The organism is Streptomyces hygroscopicus subsp. hygroscopicus (genome assembly GCF_030269125.1).
GTDB lineage: Bacteria > Actinomycetota > Actinomycetes > Streptomycetales > Streptomycetaceae > Streptomyces > Streptomyces hygroscopicus_C.
Genome location: NZ_BSSM01000026.1, coordinates 43,597 through 57,789, shown reverse-complemented (window position 1 = coordinate 57,789; position 14,193 = coordinate 43,597). Strand labels below are relative to the sequence as shown.

The window sequence follows — 14,193 nt, the reverse complement described above, 5'->3', positions numbered from 1 at the left end:
GCCCCGCCCGCCGGGGTAGGCGAGCAGCGACCGGGGGAGCGGCGCGCGAGGGGGAGGAAAAGCATGGACAACGTCGTACGGGCCGTCGTCGTCTACGACGGACGGCTGCTGCTGGTGCGGGAGGCGGGCGGCTGGCAGTTGCCGTCGGGCGCCGGTCAGCCGGCCGAGACGGCGGAGGCCACCGCCGCCCGCGTCGTCTACGAGCTCACCGGCTACCTGGCCGACGGCTCCGCGCCACTGGACGGCACCTCGGCCGTGGTGTGCCAGCTCCTCAGCGAGGACCCCTCGGACGGCGCCCGGCTCGCGCCCGAGCGCATCCGCTGGACGCCGATCGAGGAGACCGCGACCACCGAGCTACCCCCGGCCGTGCGCGACTACCTCGAGGGGCACACCCCCGTGTGAGCCCCCGCCGGGCGTGCCGACTCGACGGGTCCGCGTGATGCTGGAACGGTCCGGCTCCGCCCCCGTGCGAGGAGGCATCCCCGTGCCCGAGTCGCAGCCCGTCGTCGTCCCGCCCGCCCGAGCCGCCGTGTTCCTCGTGGCCACCGTCGACCAGGGCGGCGAGGACACCGTCCGTGACCTGTTGCAGGACGTGTCCGCCCTGCGCCGCTCGGTCGCCTTCCGCGCCCCGCCCGAGGAGCTGAGCTGCGTCGTCGGCATCGGGTCGGCCGCCTGGAGCCGCCTGTTCGACGGGCCGCGCCCGCGCGACCTGCACCCCTTCAGGGAGCTGGCGGGCCCCCGTCACCGGGCCCCGGGCACCCCCGGAGACCTCCTCTTCCACGTCCGCTGCCGCCGCATGGACCTCTGCTTCGAGCTGGCCCGCCTGTTCGCCGAGCGGCTCGACGGCGCGGCCACCGTGGTGGACGAGGTGCACGGCTTCAAGTTCTTCGACGAACGCGATCTGCTCGGCTTCGTGGACGGCAGCGAGAATCCCGAGGGCGAGACCGCGGACGACGCCGTGTTCGTCGGCGACGAGGACGCCGGGTTCCGCGGCGGCAGCTATGTGATCGTGCAGAAGTACCTGCACGACATGAAGGCGTGGAACGCCCTGTCGGTGGAGGACCAGGAGAGGGCCATCGGGCGCACCCGACTCGCCAACATCGAACTCCCCGACGGCGTGAGACCCGCCGACTCCCACGTCGCCCTCAACACCGTCACCGACGAGCACGGGAACGAACGCAGGATCGTGCGCGAGAACATGCCCTTCGGCAGCATCGCGCGGGGCGAGTTCGGCACCTACTTCATCGGGTACGCCCGCACGCCCGAGGTCACCGAGTCCATGCTGCGCAACATGTTCCTCGGCCGGGAGTCCGCGGCGCACGACCGGATCCTCGACTTCTCCGTGCCGGTCACGGGCTGTCTCTTCCACGTACCGACCGTCGACTTCCTCGACGACCTCCCCGCCCGGCCTCCGCTTGCGGGCCACACGGCGCCGGGGTTCAGTGAGTACTGACCCCTTGCGCTCCAGGAGTTCTCATGTCGATGCCGTTCGGCGCCCCCTTCGGTTCCCAGGACCCCTTCAGCGAACTGCTGAATCGCTTCTTCGGGATGTCGCCGGCGTCCTCGCCCCCCGCCGTGCAGCGGGTGCCGATCGGACGACTGCTGACGGAGTCGTCCCAGGAACTCCTCAACCTGGCCGCGCAGCGGGCCGCCGAGGACGGCACCGCCGACCTCGACACCGAACACCTGCTGTGGGCGGCCACGAAGGTCGAGCCCTCGCGCAGGCTTCTGCTCCAGGTGGACGTGGACCCCGACACCCTCGCCAACGAGATCGCCAAGGTACTGCCCCGCGAGTCCGGCCAGCCCTCCGCGCAGCCCGGTCTCACCCCGGCGGCCAAGCGCACCCTCGGCGCCGCCTACGCCCGGTCCCAGGCGGCCGGGGTGTCGTACATCGGCCCCGAGCACATCCTCGCCGCGCTGCTCGGCGACAGCGACACCGGCGCCGCCCGGCTGCTGCGGGCCGAGGGCATGGGCAGCCAGAAGCTGGCGGGCCTCGCCGAACAGGCCGCCCGCACCGAGAACGCGCCCGCCGAACGCAAGCAGCCGGCCACCACGCTGGACGAGTTCGGCCGCGACCTGACCGACGAGGCCAGGGCCGGCAGGCTGGACCCGGTGGTGGGGCGCGCCGAGGAGATCGAGCAGACCGTCGAGATCCTGTCCCGGCGCTCCAAGAACAACCCCGTGCTGATCGGCGAGCCCGGTGTCGGCAAGACGGCCATCGTGGAGGGCCTCGCGCAGCGCATCGTGGCCGGGGAGGTCCCCGACACCCTGAAGGACAAGCGGGTCGTCGCACTCGACCTCTCGGGCATGGTGGCGGGCGCCCAGTACCGGGGCCAGTTCGAGGAGCGGCTGAAGAAGGTCATCGAGGACGTCCAGGCGGCGAGCGGCAGCATCATCCTCTTCATCGACGAACTGCACACGGTCGTCGGCGCGGGCGCGACGGGCGAGGGTTCCATGGACGCGGGCAACATGCTCAAACCCGCCCTGGCGCGCGGCGAGCTGCACGTCGTCGGCGCCACCACCATCGACGAGTACCGCAAGTACGTCGAGAAGGACGCCGCCCTGGAGCGCCGGTTCCAGCCGGTGATGGTCCCCGAGCCGACCGTCGAGGAGACCGTGCAGATCCTCGAGGGGCTGCGGGACGCCTACGAGGCGCACCACCAGGTCCGCTTCGACGACGGCGCGTTGGCGGCCGCGGCCGAGATGTCCGACCGGTACATCACCGACCGATTCCTGCCGGACAAGGCCATCGACGTCATGGACCAGGCGGGCGCCCGGGTACGACTGCGCAGCGCGGGCCGCTCCACCGAGGTGGTCAGCCGTGAGGACCGTATCGCCAAGCTGCGCCGCGAGCTGGAACAGGCCGTCTCCGCCGAGGACTTCGAACGGGCCTCGGAGCTGAAGCGGCAGGTCGCCGAGGTGGAGGCCGAACTCGCCGGCATCGAGGAGCGCCGGGAGGGCGTCGTCTCGGTCACCGCCTCCGACATCGCGGACGTCGTCTCCCGGCGCACCGGTATCCCCGTCTCCCAGCTCACCGCCAGCGAGAAGGAGAAGCTCCTCAGGCTGGAGGAGGAGATGCACGCGCGGATCGTCGGCCAGGACGAGGCGGTCACCGCGGTCTCCCAGGCCGTACGCCGCAACCGCGCGGGCATGGGGGACCCCGACCGCCCGGTCGGTTCGTTCCTCTTCCTCGGTCCGACCGGTGTCGGAAAGACCGAACTCGCCAAGACCCTCGCCGCGTTGCTGTTCGGCGAGGAGGACCGCATGGTCCGCTTCGACATGAGCGAGTTCCAGGAGAAGCACACCGTCGCCCGCCTCGTGGGCGCGCCGCCCGGATACGTCGGCTACGAGGAGGCGGGCCAGCTCACCGAGAAGGTGCGCCGGCAGCCGTACAGCGTCGTGCTGTTCGACGAGGTGGAGAAGGCGCACCCGGACGTCTTCAACACCCTTCTCCAGATCCTGGACGACGGCCGCCTCACCGACTCCCAGGGCCGCACCGTCGACTTCCGCCACTGCGTCGTCATCATGACGTCCAACATCGGCGCGCACCGCATCCTCGACCACAAGGGCGATGTGTCCGACCTGAAGGACGAGTTGATGGAGGACCTGCGGGGCCGCTTCCTGCCCGAGTTCCTCAACCGCATCGACGACATCATCATCTTCCACGGGCTCACCGAGGAGAACCTGTCGCAGATCGTGGACCACCTGCTGGACCGGAGCAAGCACCGGGTGCACGCCCAGGGCATGACGCTGGAGGTCACGGAGGCCGCGAAGAAACTGCTCATCGCCCACGGCCACCAGCCGGAGTTCGGCGCCCGCCCACTGCGTCGCACCATCCAGACGGAGCTGGACAACCGCATCGCCACGCTGCTGCTCAGCGGTGAGGCGGAGCCCGGGGACACGATCGTCGCCGACGTGGTCAACGACTCCCTGCACTGCTCGGTCGCCGAGAACGCCTGAGGCTCACGAGGGCGCTGCGCCGATCGACTCCACCACCGCGCTCGCGGGCCCGTCCGGCGTGTCGTACCGCACGCTGTCCCCCGCGCGGCACCCGAGCAGGGCCCGGCCGAGCGGGCTGTCCGCGGTGACCAGGTCCTGGTCCAGCGCCTCGGCACCCTCGCCGATCTGCAGCGTCTCGACCGAGCCGTCCGCGAACCGCACGGTGACCGTGCTGCCCACCCCGACCGCGTCGGTCCGCGCGGGCCCCGCCAGGTCCGCCTCCCGGAGCCGCTCGGTGATCTCCGTGATGCGGCCGTCCAGTCGGTCCAGCTGGTCCACCCGCTGCAACTCGTCCGCCTGATCCGCCTGGTCACCCACGTCGGGATTGTCCTTCAGCGTCGCGGCGACCATGCGCCGCTCCTCCAGCAGATCCGCCAGCTCCTGCTCCAACGCACGTCGCGCCTCGGCACTGATCGGCTCGGGACCACCGGTCATCGCTGCTCCAGTCGGGAGGGTCGGCGGATGGATGAGGCTTCGCTTCCGCATCGTAAGCGGTGGAGCGGGGATCGCGCGGACACGACGCAGGGGTGCGTGTCCCTCCCGGAGGCGACCCCTGACGCGGGGCCCCGTCCACGGAGGATTCCCGTCACGGCCACGTGAGCGGCGGGGCCAGGGCCCCTGTGCGCGGCTCCGCGTACGTCCGCGTCCTCGTCCGTCGCCGGCCGTCCGAGTGCGGCTCGGGCCTCGGGGGCCGGCCCGCGCGCCGGCGACCACGCGGCCCAGGCCGGACCCGGCGGTCACTGTCGCCGGCGCGGGCCAGCAGGACGTCCGTGACCGCGTCCTCGTGGAACCGCCCCAGTGCCGCCACGGCCGCTCGCCTCACGTCGGGCGCGGCATCCTTCGTGCCGGTCATGGTCATCAGGATGGCCGGGGCGCGTTGCGGGATCACCCGTGCCGAAGAGGCTGCCGAGAGTGCTCATCACGTCGGCGTGTACCCCCGGGGCGGGTCGCGGGCCGCGTCGGTGACCCGCCCGAAGTACCTGGTGCCGACGGAATCGATGACGGACAGCGCGCCCGCCGGCGCGTGAGCCAGGTGGTCCCGCGCGATAGGATTTCGTCCGCGTCGACGTGACGGGCGAGCCGCTGCTCCGACTCGGTTCGCGGGAACGCCGCCGCCGGTGTCCGCAACCTCTCCACCAGCGGCTCGAACCGACGGCGTGCGCCGGGCCCGCGATCGGCGTCCGCGGCCGGCCGCGGATCCCACTCGTCCCACGCACGGCGCAGCGCCCCGTCAACCCACCCACGCTGCGGGCGCCGGTGTCACCGTCACTCGCCGGGAGCGGTACGGCACGCCTCAGGGGTGGAGCTTCTTCTGGTCCGCGAGCATGGCCACGAACCTCGCGATGCGGGCCGCGCGGGTCTTGGGCTTCTTCGCCGCCTCGACGCGGTGGAGGACGGCGTAGCGGTTGTGGCTGTCCAGGGTGGCGAAGAAGGCGGCGGCCGCCGGGGTGGCGTCCAGGGCCGTTCGGAGGTCGTCGGGGACCGTGGCGGTGCGCTGGCCGGCGTAGGCCGCCGCCCAGCGCCCGTCCGCGCGTGCCCGCTCCACCTCGCGCAGACCGGCGGGCCGCATCCGGCCCTCCTCGATGAGCCGCATGGCCTTGTCGCGGTTGACCTGGGACCATCTGCTGGTGGGCCGTCGCGGGGTGAAGCGCTGGAGCCAGTGCCCTTCGTCCAGTTTCCTCTTCTGGCCGTCGATCCAGCCGAAGCAGAGCGCCGACTCCAGCGCGGTCGGGTGGTCGACGCCGTCGGGCACGGGCGCCGCGGAGTTCTTCCGGGCGAGCTTCAGCCAGACACCGGTGGCGTCCTCGTGGTTCTCCTCCAGCCACGTCTCCCACGCCTGCCGCGTGGCGAAGGAGAGCACCGGATCGGTCGCGTCGGTCGAGTTGCCGGACATGGCCCTCATGAAATCCCGGCGGCGCGCGCTGGTCAACCGGCGGGACAGCGGCCTCAGTTCGGGTGCAGGGCCGTGTGCAGGGTGCGGGAGGCCAGGTCGACGGCCGTCCGCGCCGCGTGGGTGTCGCGCAGGGCGTCGAGCATGACGAAGTCGTGGATGATGCCCTGGAAGCGGACGGCGGTGACGGGGACGCCGGCCGCGCGCAGCTTGGTCGCGTAGGCCTCGCCCTCGTCGCGCAGCACGTCGGCTTCGCCGGTGATGACCAGCGCCGGGGGCAGGTCCTTGAGCTGCTCGGTGGTGGCGCGCAGCGGTGAGGCCGTGATCCGGGCGCGGTCGGCCTCGTCGGTCGTGTACTGGTCCCAGAACCACTGCATGCCGTCGCGGCGCAGGAAGTAGCCGGTGGCGAACTGGTGGTAGGACGGCGTGTCGAAGTTCGCGTCGGTGACCGGGTAGAACAGCACCTGCTGCACCAGCGCGGGACCGCCGCGCTCCTTGGCCATCAGGGTGAGGGCGGCACTCATGTTGCCGCCGACCGAGTCCCCGGCCACCGCCATCCGCGAGCCGTCCAGATCCTTGGTCGCGCCCTGCTCCACCACCCACTGGGCGATGGTGTAGTTCTGCTCGACGGCGACCGGGTAACGGGCCTCGGGGGAGAGGTCGTACTCGGGGAAGACCACCGCGGCCCGCGCCCCGACGGCGAGTTCGCGCACCAGGCGGTCGTGGGTGTGGGCGTTGCCGAACACCCAGCCGGCGCCGTGCAGATAGAGGATGACCGGGAGGCTGCCGGAGGAGCCGGGGGGCCGGACGATCCGCGCCCGCACACTGCCCGTGGGGCCGCCCGAGACGGTGATCCACTCCTCGTCGACCTCCGGTTTCCCGGTGTCCCCGGACTGCACCTCGTCGACCGCCTTACGGCCCTCCGCGGGCGGCAGGTCGAACAGGAACGGCGGTTTCGCGGTCGCCGCCGCGAACTCGGCCGCCGCGGGCTCCAGTACCGGTTGCGGGGGCGCTGCGGCATCGGACATCGGTTCTCCTCGGCATCCTCGGACCGTCGGACCGGCGGGCGGACGGCCGACGTACCCACAGTGCACGGTTTCTCCCGGTGCCGCACGCGGAGCGCCCGCGGGGTCTCCTGCCCGCCCGGGGCGGGACCACCCCGGTGCGGGAAAAGGGCGTGAAGCGGCGGCGATCGGCGCGGGAGAGTGTGCGCACGGAGTTCCTCTGCCACCACCGCGACCGATCCGGCTCCCGCGCGCTCCGCATGGAGTTGCTGGAGGAGCACTGGTCGTACATGGACCGGTTCGCCAAGGAGATGATCGCCCGCGGCCCGACGCTCGCGGCCGACGGCGAGGTGCCCACCGGCAGCGTGCACATCCTGGACCTGCCGGATCCCGCCGCCGCCCGCGCGTTCGCCTTCGACGAGCCCGGCTACCAGGCGGGCGACTACCAGGACGTGCTGCTGCGGCGCCGGCGCGATCTGCTCGGGCGCACCATGCGGGACTTCCCCGGCGGACGCACCTCCGCTCGTCCTTGACCGCAGCCCGTGCTCCGGGCCTCACGGTTCCGGCCGGGCGCGGCGACGACCTGATCGCCCACGATCCCCTGCTCTCGGACGACGCCACCGCCTGGCTGGGCACCGCGGCCCTGCTCCGGGCCCCCTGCCCGGCCGCCGCCCGCGCCCTGCTGACCCGCGACCGGTACGCCGACATCGAGGTTCACGCCCGGCGGTTCGGGGGCCGCGGCGAGCGGCGGACCGCGCACGTCGGTTTTCAGGCGGCGCACGTCAGGCGTCGGACGGCGCGCATCCCGGCCGGGGGCGGGCCCGCAGCCGGCTGCTGACGAGCAGGGCGGTCACCGCCGCCAGCACGATGAGCGGCATCTGGTTGTACGCGTCGCGTCCGAGCAGCAGCACCGCCAGGACGCAGCTGGTGAGGGGCTGCCCGGTGACGACGGTCGCCGCCGCCGTGATGCCCAGCGCGAACGCGGGCGCGGCGCCGAGCCCCGGCAGGCCCGAGCAGGCCAGCCCGGTCGCCACGCCGATCAGCACGGCCGGGAAGATCGGGCCCCCGCGCAGGCTGCCCAGGCTGATGCCCCAGGCGAGCGCCTTGCAGAGCGCCAGCGCCACCAGCGCGAGCACCGACCACCCGCGCGGGTCCTCGGCCATCTGCCCGAGCGTCGTCTGCCCGGACAGCGCCGCCTCCTCGGGCGAGCGGCCGGTCAGCAGGGCGTACGCCGTCAGACACACCCCGACGGCCATGGCGCACGCCGACGTGCGGACCGCCGTGGCGCGCGCGGAGGTCCACCGGTGGGCGCGCTCGCCGAACTGGTGGGCCGTCGAGACGAGTACGGCGACCAGCGCGGCCGCCGGCAGCCCCCACAGGAAGTCGCCCGCGTCCGGGAGGGCGTCCGGCGGCACCGTCGGCAACGCGAGGGCGCCCGTCGACAGGCCGGTCCAGTGGCCGAACCCGGTGAACACGAGCGCGCCCGCCCCGCTCGCGGTCAGGCAGGGCAGCAACAGCACGGCGAGCCGGGGCCCGGCGAGCCCGACGGCCTCCACGACCATGATGGCGGCCACCACCGGACCGCCCAGAATGGTGGAGATCGCCGCCGTGGACCCCGCGGTGGCCACGACCTTCGCCGAGGCGGGATCCACCGGATGCCGCCGCAGCGCCCGCACACCGAGCAGCGCGAGCGCGGACCCGACCGCCATCAGCGGCGCCTCCGGGCCGAGGGTCACGCCCAGCGGAAGGGTGAGTACGGCGGCCAGCGCCACGCCCGGCAGGGCGCGCGGGCCGACGGGGTCACCGCCGAGGCCGTGCACCGGGACATGCCCGCCCGCCCCGGGCAGCCGGGTGACGATCGGTGCGAGGATCAGTCCGGCCAGGGTCAGCGCGGGCAGCGGCCACCACCAGGGGGCGCGCCCGAGGCCGAGGGCGTGGGGCAGTTCCTGCCACACCAGGTGCTGGAGCCAGTGCTGGAGGCCGACGAAGAAGAAACTGGCGAGAGCGATGGGCACCCCGAGCACCAGCGACAGCGGAAGCAGCCGGAGATAGCCGCGGCTCAGGAGCAGCCTCGCCGGGTCGTCGGCCGCGGGGGACTGCCCGACCGTGCCGCTCACGCCCGCTCCACCTCCACCGCCCACGGCGCCCTCGGGTGGCGTTCGGCAACGCACCGGGCGGGCTTCAGTAAACGACCGGCCGCCGCGCCCCGCATCTCGGGAGACGCCTGACCAGCCCACGGGTGCGGCGGCCCGGCTCAGTCCAGCGCCAGCCGCATGAGCGTCAGGTCCAGGCGGCGGCCGAACTTGACGCCGGCCTCCCGCACCGTCCCGGCGTGCTCGAACCCGAAGCGCTCGTGGAGCCGGATCGACGCGCCGTTGCCCGCCTCGATACCGGCGATCACGAGGTGGTGGCCCGCCTCGCGCGCCGCCGCGATGAGCGTGGCGAGCAACGTGGAACCGATACCGAGCCCGTGCCGGCCCTCGCGGACGTAGACCGAGTCCTCCACGGTGTGCCGGTAGCCCTCCAGCTCCCGCCAGGGCGCGAAGGTGGCGAACCCGGTCACCTCGCCGTCCGCCTCGGCCACGAACGCCGAACCGCGCTCCAGGTGCCTCGCCAGCCATGCCTCGGCCTCGGCGGGCGACTGCGGGGTCTCGGTCCACAGGGCCGTCGAATGCTCGATCGCGTGGTTGCGGATCGCGCGCACCGCCTCCGCGTCACCGGCGCACGCGGGGCGCACCGTCACCGCACGATCTTTCTCATATATTGGAAGCATGTCCAACATAGTAGATCCCCTGGTCGGTCGGATCGCGGCCCGCATCCGCGCCGAGCGGGAACGGCGCGGCTGGACCCTGGCCCGGCTGGCGGAGGAGTCGGGGGTCTCCCGTGCCATGATCAACCGGATCGAGCGCGGCGAGAGCAGCCCCACCGCAGTGGTGCTCGGCAAGCTGTCCGCCGCCTTCCAGCTGGGCATCGCCTCCCTGCTCGCCCTCGCGGAAGGCGCCCCGCCGGAGCGGGACCGGGACACGGACGGGGAAGCGGGCGTGTGCCGTCGTGCCGGGGCGTCCGAATGGCGGGACCCCGCCACCGGTTACCGGCGCCGTCAGATCACCGGCCCGCGCTTCCCCGCGGAGGTCGCCGAGATCCGGCTGCCGGCGGGCGCCCGGGTGCCGTACCCGGCCGCGGCCTTCGCCTTCGTGCACCAGGTCGTCTGGGTCCTCGACGGGCGGCTGACCTTCCACGACGGCGACGACATCCACGACCTCGGCCCGGGGGACACCCTCGAACTCGGCGACCCCGCCCCGCGCGTCTTCGCCAACACCACCGACGCCGAATGCCGTTACGCGGTGATCCTCACCCGGGGCGTCCGGCCCTGATCCGGGGCGCTCAGTCCTGCCCGTGCTGGCGGCGGATCCGGGTGGCCACCTCGTTCTGCTCCGTCTCCCACCAGGGCCGTACCCGAACGGCCTCGGCCCCGTCGGACGCGCCCTCGGTCCGGCCGGCCTCGTGCGCCGGGGACACCACCGGCGTGAGGTCACGGTCCAGACGCCGGTCGAGCGCCGCGGCCTGGACGCGTTCGGCGCGCGCCCACTGCACGAGGATCGCCAGCAGGAAGGGCAGGGCGACCAGCTCGGCGATGCTCAGCATGGCGCCGCCGCCGATCTGCTGGTCGTGCCGGACGTCCGGCGACCAGGCCGGCGCGTGGTGCAGGTACCAGGCCCCGGCGATCAGCGTGCCGTGCGTCATCACCACGAGGCCGGGCACCGCGTCGATGACGCCGTCCAGGAACACCAGGGCCGCGCGCACCGGGTGGCTGCACCAGGCGGGCAGCGCCTCCTCGCGCGTGAGCACCGGTACGACGAACAGCGAGCCGGCCGCCAGCAGGTGCAGGTACATCAGCTCGTGCAGCCAGCCGACGCGCAGGGCCGTGGCGAAGTACGGCGTGAAGTAGACCGTCAGCTCGGTTCCCAGCACGAGGGCCGTACTGACCAGGGGGAAGGTGAGCAGTCGTACGATCCGGCCGGTCATCACCTTCTGCACCCGCCCGGCGCCCCCGCCGGGCAGTGCCTCGACGGCGAGCCGCAGCGGATCGCCCAGGGCCAGGCCGAGCGGGGTGACGAGGTCCAGCAGGACGTTCTGCACCGCGGCCGGCCAGAACAGGACGTGGTCGTAGACCGCGAGGCTCGACATGGTGGCCACCGCGAGCCCGCCGAGGCCCAGCAGCGTGAACGCGAGGATCCGGCCCGGCGACCAGGTGCCGCCCGCCCGGCGCACCCGGAGCACACCCCAGCCGTACAGGCCGCCCAGCAGGGCGATCAGGACCAGCGCGGGCACGTCGACCTGCCACGATGCCAGGGCTCGCGCGGGTGTCAGCTCCGGCAGGCTCCCGACCGCTGCGACGGCCGTCGCGTGACCAGACATGGAAAAGCTTCCTCCACCTGCCTACAGGGAGCACACCGGACGACAGGTGACAGTAGCCGCCCGCGGCGCCGGACCCGGCGGCAGGGTCCGGTGAGACGTCCCTCAGTGGGCCACCCGGCCGACCGTGCTGAAGCGGGCCGCGCGGCGCCGCAGGTGGCGGCGGCCGACCGCGGCGCGCGGGCCGGCCTCGCCGGGCCGGGTCCGGTAGAAGAGGCGCTTGGCCACCTCCACCAGGGCGAGGTAGCACACCACCATCCCGGACAGCGCGGCGAAGTAGCCGAGGGGAAGCCGCTGGAAGCCGAGGGTGGGGGCGAGCGGGGTGATCGGCAGCACGGCCGCCATGACGACCACGGCCAGTGTGGTCAGCACCAGCGGCAGGCTCGCCCGGCTGCGCCAGAACGGGCTGCGCCGGGTGCGGATCGCGAAGATGACCAGGGTCTGGGTGGCGAGGGACTCCACGAACCAGCCGGTGCGGAACTGCGCGGGCCCGGCGTGGAAGACCCACAGCATGACCCCGAAGGTGGCGAAGTCGAACACCGAGCTGATCGGGCCGAAGCACAGCATGAACCGGCGGATGAACGCGATGTCCCAGTGCGCCGGGCGGCGGACCTGCTCCTCGTCCACCTCGTCGGTGGGAATCGCCAGCTGGCTGGTGTCGTACAGCAGGTTGTTCAGCAGGATCTGCGAGGGCAGCATCGGCAGGAAGCTCAGGAAGAGGGAGGCACCGGCGGCGCTGAACATGTTGCCGAAGTTGCTGGACGTCCCCATCAGCACGTACTTGATCGTGTTGGCGAAGATGCGCCGCCCCTCGGCGACCCCGTTCGCGAGGACGCCGAGGCTCTTCTCCAGCAGGATGATGTCCGCCGCGTCCTTGGCGACATCGGTGGCCGAGTCCACGGAGATACCCACGTCGGCGGCGTGCAGGGCGAGCGCGTCGTTGACGCCGTCACCCAGGAAGGCGACATCGCTGCCCGTCTGCCGCTGCAACCGGACGATCCGCGCCTTCTGCTCCGGACTCACCCGCGCGAACACGGTCGTCCGGGCGATGGCGGCGGTCAGCTCGGCGTCGTCCAGGCCGTCCAGCTCCGTGCCGGTGAGCGCGGAGACCTCGCCGAGCCCCAGGTCGTGGCAGACCTTCACGGCCACCGCGGCATTGTCCCCGGTCACGATCTTCACGCCGATCCCGAGCCCGGCCAGCCGTTCGAGCGCCGCCGCCGCGTCCGGCTTCGGCGGGTCCAGGAAGACCAGCAGCCCGGCGAGCCGGAGGCCCCGTTCGTCCTCGGCGGTGGGCGCCGCGGCGGTCGGCAGGGGGCGCGTGGCGACGGCCACCACCCGGTTGCCCGCCGCGAACTCCGCCTCCAGCCGCCGGCGCGCGTCCTCCGGCACCTGTCCACAGCGCTCCAGTACGGTCTCCGGGGCGCCCTTGGTCACCAGCAGCGCGGCGCCCGAGGCGTCGGTGACGGTCACGGAGACCAGCCGCCGCTCATGGTCGAACGGCAGCAGCCCCACCTTGGCGCACCCGGCCACCGCGGCGCGCTGGGCGTCGGCCGCGGGGGAGGCCCACAGCGCCGCGTCCAGCGGGTTGCCGCCGACCGCCCGGCCCTGGTCGAACTCCGTCTCCGTGCACAGCAGCCCCCACCGCAACACGTCCTGCGCCGAGTCGCCGCCCAGCGGCACCGGCCGCATGAACTCGATGCGCCCCAGCGTCAGCGTGCCGGTCTTGTCGGTGAACAGGACGTCCACGTCGCCGAGGTCCTCGATGCACACCAGCCGCTTGACCAGCACCTTGAGCCTGCTCAGCCGCCGCGAACCGGCCGCGAGGCTGGTGGAGACCACCGCCGGGAGCAACTGGGGCGTGATGCCGACCGCGATCGCGAGGGAGAACAGCAGGGCGTCGATGAGCGGTTTGTGCAGCACCACGTTGATCACGAAGATCGTCGTGGTCAGCGCGCCCGCGACGTAGACCAGAAGCATGGAGAAGCGCCGCAGCCCCACCTGGAACTCGGTCTCCAGCTGGTGCTCGCCGAGCCCGGCCGCGATCGCCCCGAACTCGGTGCGCGCGCCCGTCGCGACCACCACCCCCCGCCCGCTGCCCGCGTGCACCACGCTGCCCATCAGCGCACATCCGGTCAGCTCCGCGAGCGCGGAGCCGGCGGGCACGGCCGCCGTGTCCTTGGCGACCGGCAGGGACTCGCCGGTCAGCGCGGACTCGTCGCAGCTCAGCTCGGTCACCGACAGCAGCCGCAGATCCGCGGGTACCACATCGCCGAGCCGCAGCTCCACCACGTCGCCCGGGACCAGCCGGGTGACGTCGACCTCTTGCGGACGGCCGTCGCGCAGCACCAGCACCTGGTGCCGGATGCGGGCGTGCAGGGATTCGGCGGTCTTCTCCGCCCGGTACTCGTTGACGAAGCCGAGACCGACCGAGAGGGCGACGATCACCGCGATGATCACCGCGTCGTTGCGTTCGCCGACGAAGTACGACACGACAGCGGCGGCCAGCAGCAGGCCGAGCAGAGGGGAGCGCACCTGGTGCCAGAGGACGAGCAGACCGCGCGCCCGGTGCGAGCGGACCGCGTTCGGCCCCCAGCGCACCAGCCGCCGCTCCGCCTCCTCCCCGGCCAGCCCGGTCTCCGCCACGCCCAGTTCGCGCAGCACCTCCTCGCCGGGCCGCGCCGCCGCCGCGCCGATCCCGCTCGCGGCACCGGGGCCGGCGCCCACGGCCGTGGTCACCATGCCCGGCCCCTGATGACGACACTGGTGCGGTGCTGCATGACGAGGAAGCTCCTGCCCGAGAGGACGTCGGCCTCACCGGCCGCTCGGTCACCAGTCTCCGCGTCCGCCCCGAGATCGCCACGGGGCCGTTCGGGCCATCCCGGC

The 14,193-nt window shown here is 73.1% G+C and carries 12 protein-coding genes and 1 pseudogene; 5 read left to right on the top strand and 8 right to left on the bottom strand.

All coding sequences use genetic code 11. The annotated features are described in order from the left end of the window. Window positions 1–63 precede the first annotated feature (63 nt). The 3 genes from QSK45_RS36145 to QSK45_RS36135 all read left to right on the top strand — a co-directional run bounded on the left by QSK45_RS36145 (window position 64) and on the right by QSK45_RS36135 (window position 3,960). The gene (locus tag QSK45_RS36145; RefSeq protein ID WP_285563177.1) at window positions 64–402 is read left to right on the top strand and encodes an NUDIX domain-containing protein; all 339 of its coding nucleotides are present in this window, start codon (window positions 64–66) and stop codon (window positions 400–402) included. Window positions 403–484: 82 nt separating this feature from the next. Continuing rightward, the gene (locus QSK45_RS36140) at window positions 485–1,453 is read left to right on the top strand and encodes a Dyp-type peroxidase (RefSeq protein WP_285563176.1); all 969 of its coding nucleotides are present in this window, start codon (window positions 485–487) and stop codon (window positions 1,451–1,453) included. Window positions 1,454–1,476: 23 nt separating this feature from the next. Beyond that, window positions 1,477–3,960: an ATP-dependent Clp protease ATP-binding subunit gene (locus QSK45_RS36135; RefSeq protein ID WP_285563175.1), complete on the top strand. Its 2,484-nt coding sequence runs from the start codon at window positions 1,477–1,479 to the stop codon at window positions 3,958–3,960. Between the two features lie 3 nt (window positions 3,961–3,963). On the opposite strand, the gene QSK45_RS36130 is transcribed toward QSK45_RS36135, so the two are convergent. The 4 genes from QSK45_RS36130 to QSK45_RS36120 form a co-directional block, all read right to left on the bottom strand. After that, on the bottom strand, window positions 3,964–4,434 hold the full coding sequence (locus QSK45_RS36130) for a GreA/GreB family elongation factor (RefSeq protein WP_285563174.1): 471 nt from the start codon (window positions 4,432–4,434) through the stop codon (window positions 3,964–3,966). A gap of 151 nt (window positions 4,435–4,585) precedes the next feature. Continuing rightward, window positions 4,586–4,852 carry a HEAT repeat domain-containing protein gene (locus QSK45_RS38690; protein ID WP_395482008.1) on the bottom strand — a complete coding sequence of 89 codons (267 nt, stop codon included), beginning with the start codon at window positions 4,850–4,852 and terminating at the stop codon, window positions 4,586–4,588. Window positions 4,853–5,293: 441 nt separating this feature from the next. Next, window positions 5,294–5,893 (bottom strand): YdeI/OmpD-associated family protein, encoded by a 600-nt coding sequence (locus tag QSK45_RS36125; RefSeq protein ID WP_285563173.1) that lies wholly within the window; start codon window positions 5,891–5,893, stop codon window positions 5,294–5,296. Window positions 5,894–5,946: 53 nt separating this feature from the next. After that, on the bottom strand, window positions 5,947–6,918 hold the full coding sequence (locus QSK45_RS36120) for an alpha/beta hydrolase (protein ID WP_285563172.1): 972 nt from the start codon (window positions 6,916–6,918) through the stop codon (window positions 5,947–5,949). Window positions 6,919–7,154: 236 nt separating this feature from the next. Here QSK45_RS36120 and QSK45_RS36115 point away from each other — a divergent pair. Continuing rightward, window positions 7,155–7,633: pseudogene (locus tag QSK45_RS36115) on the top strand (YciI family protein); the annotation flags it as partial. A gap of 43 nt (window positions 7,634–7,676) precedes the next feature. Here QSK45_RS36115 and QSK45_RS36110 read toward each other — a convergent pair. Further along, window positions 7,677–9,011, bottom strand: coding sequence for a chloride channel protein (locus QSK45_RS36110; RefSeq protein WP_285563171.1), 1,335 nt, complete (start codon window positions 9,009–9,011; stop codon window positions 7,677–7,679). Window positions 9,012–9,148: 137 nt separating this feature from the next. Further along, window positions 9,149–9,667: a GNAT family N-acetyltransferase gene (locus QSK45_RS36105; RefSeq protein WP_285563170.1), complete on the bottom strand. Its 519-nt coding sequence runs from the start codon at window positions 9,665–9,667 to the stop codon at window positions 9,149–9,151. Between QSK45_RS36105 and QSK45_RS36100 the strand changes: the two genes are divergently transcribed. Then, complete coding sequence (locus QSK45_RS36100) at window positions 9,666–10,268, top strand: helix-turn-helix domain-containing protein (RefSeq protein ID WP_285563169.1); 603 nt, start codon at window positions 9,666–9,668, stop codon at window positions 10,266–10,268. The two genes, QSK45_RS36105 and QSK45_RS36100, sit on opposite strands and share 2 nt — an antisense overlap. A gap of 10 nt (window positions 10,269–10,278) precedes the next feature. Here the strand turns inward: QSK45_RS36100 and QSK45_RS36095 are convergent, their stop codons facing one another. Beyond that, window positions 10,279–11,313: a cytochrome c oxidase assembly protein gene (locus tag QSK45_RS36095; RefSeq protein WP_285563168.1), complete on the bottom strand. Its 1,035-nt coding sequence runs from the start codon at window positions 11,311–11,313 to the stop codon at window positions 10,279–10,281. A gap of 102 nt (window positions 11,314–11,415) precedes the next feature. Next, window positions 11,416–14,049: a magnesium-translocating P-type ATPase gene (gene mgtA / locus QSK45_RS36090; protein WP_285563167.1), complete on the bottom strand. Its 2,634-nt coding sequence runs from the start codon at window positions 14,047–14,049 to the stop codon at window positions 11,416–11,418. Window positions 14,050–14,193 lie beyond the last annotated feature (144 nt).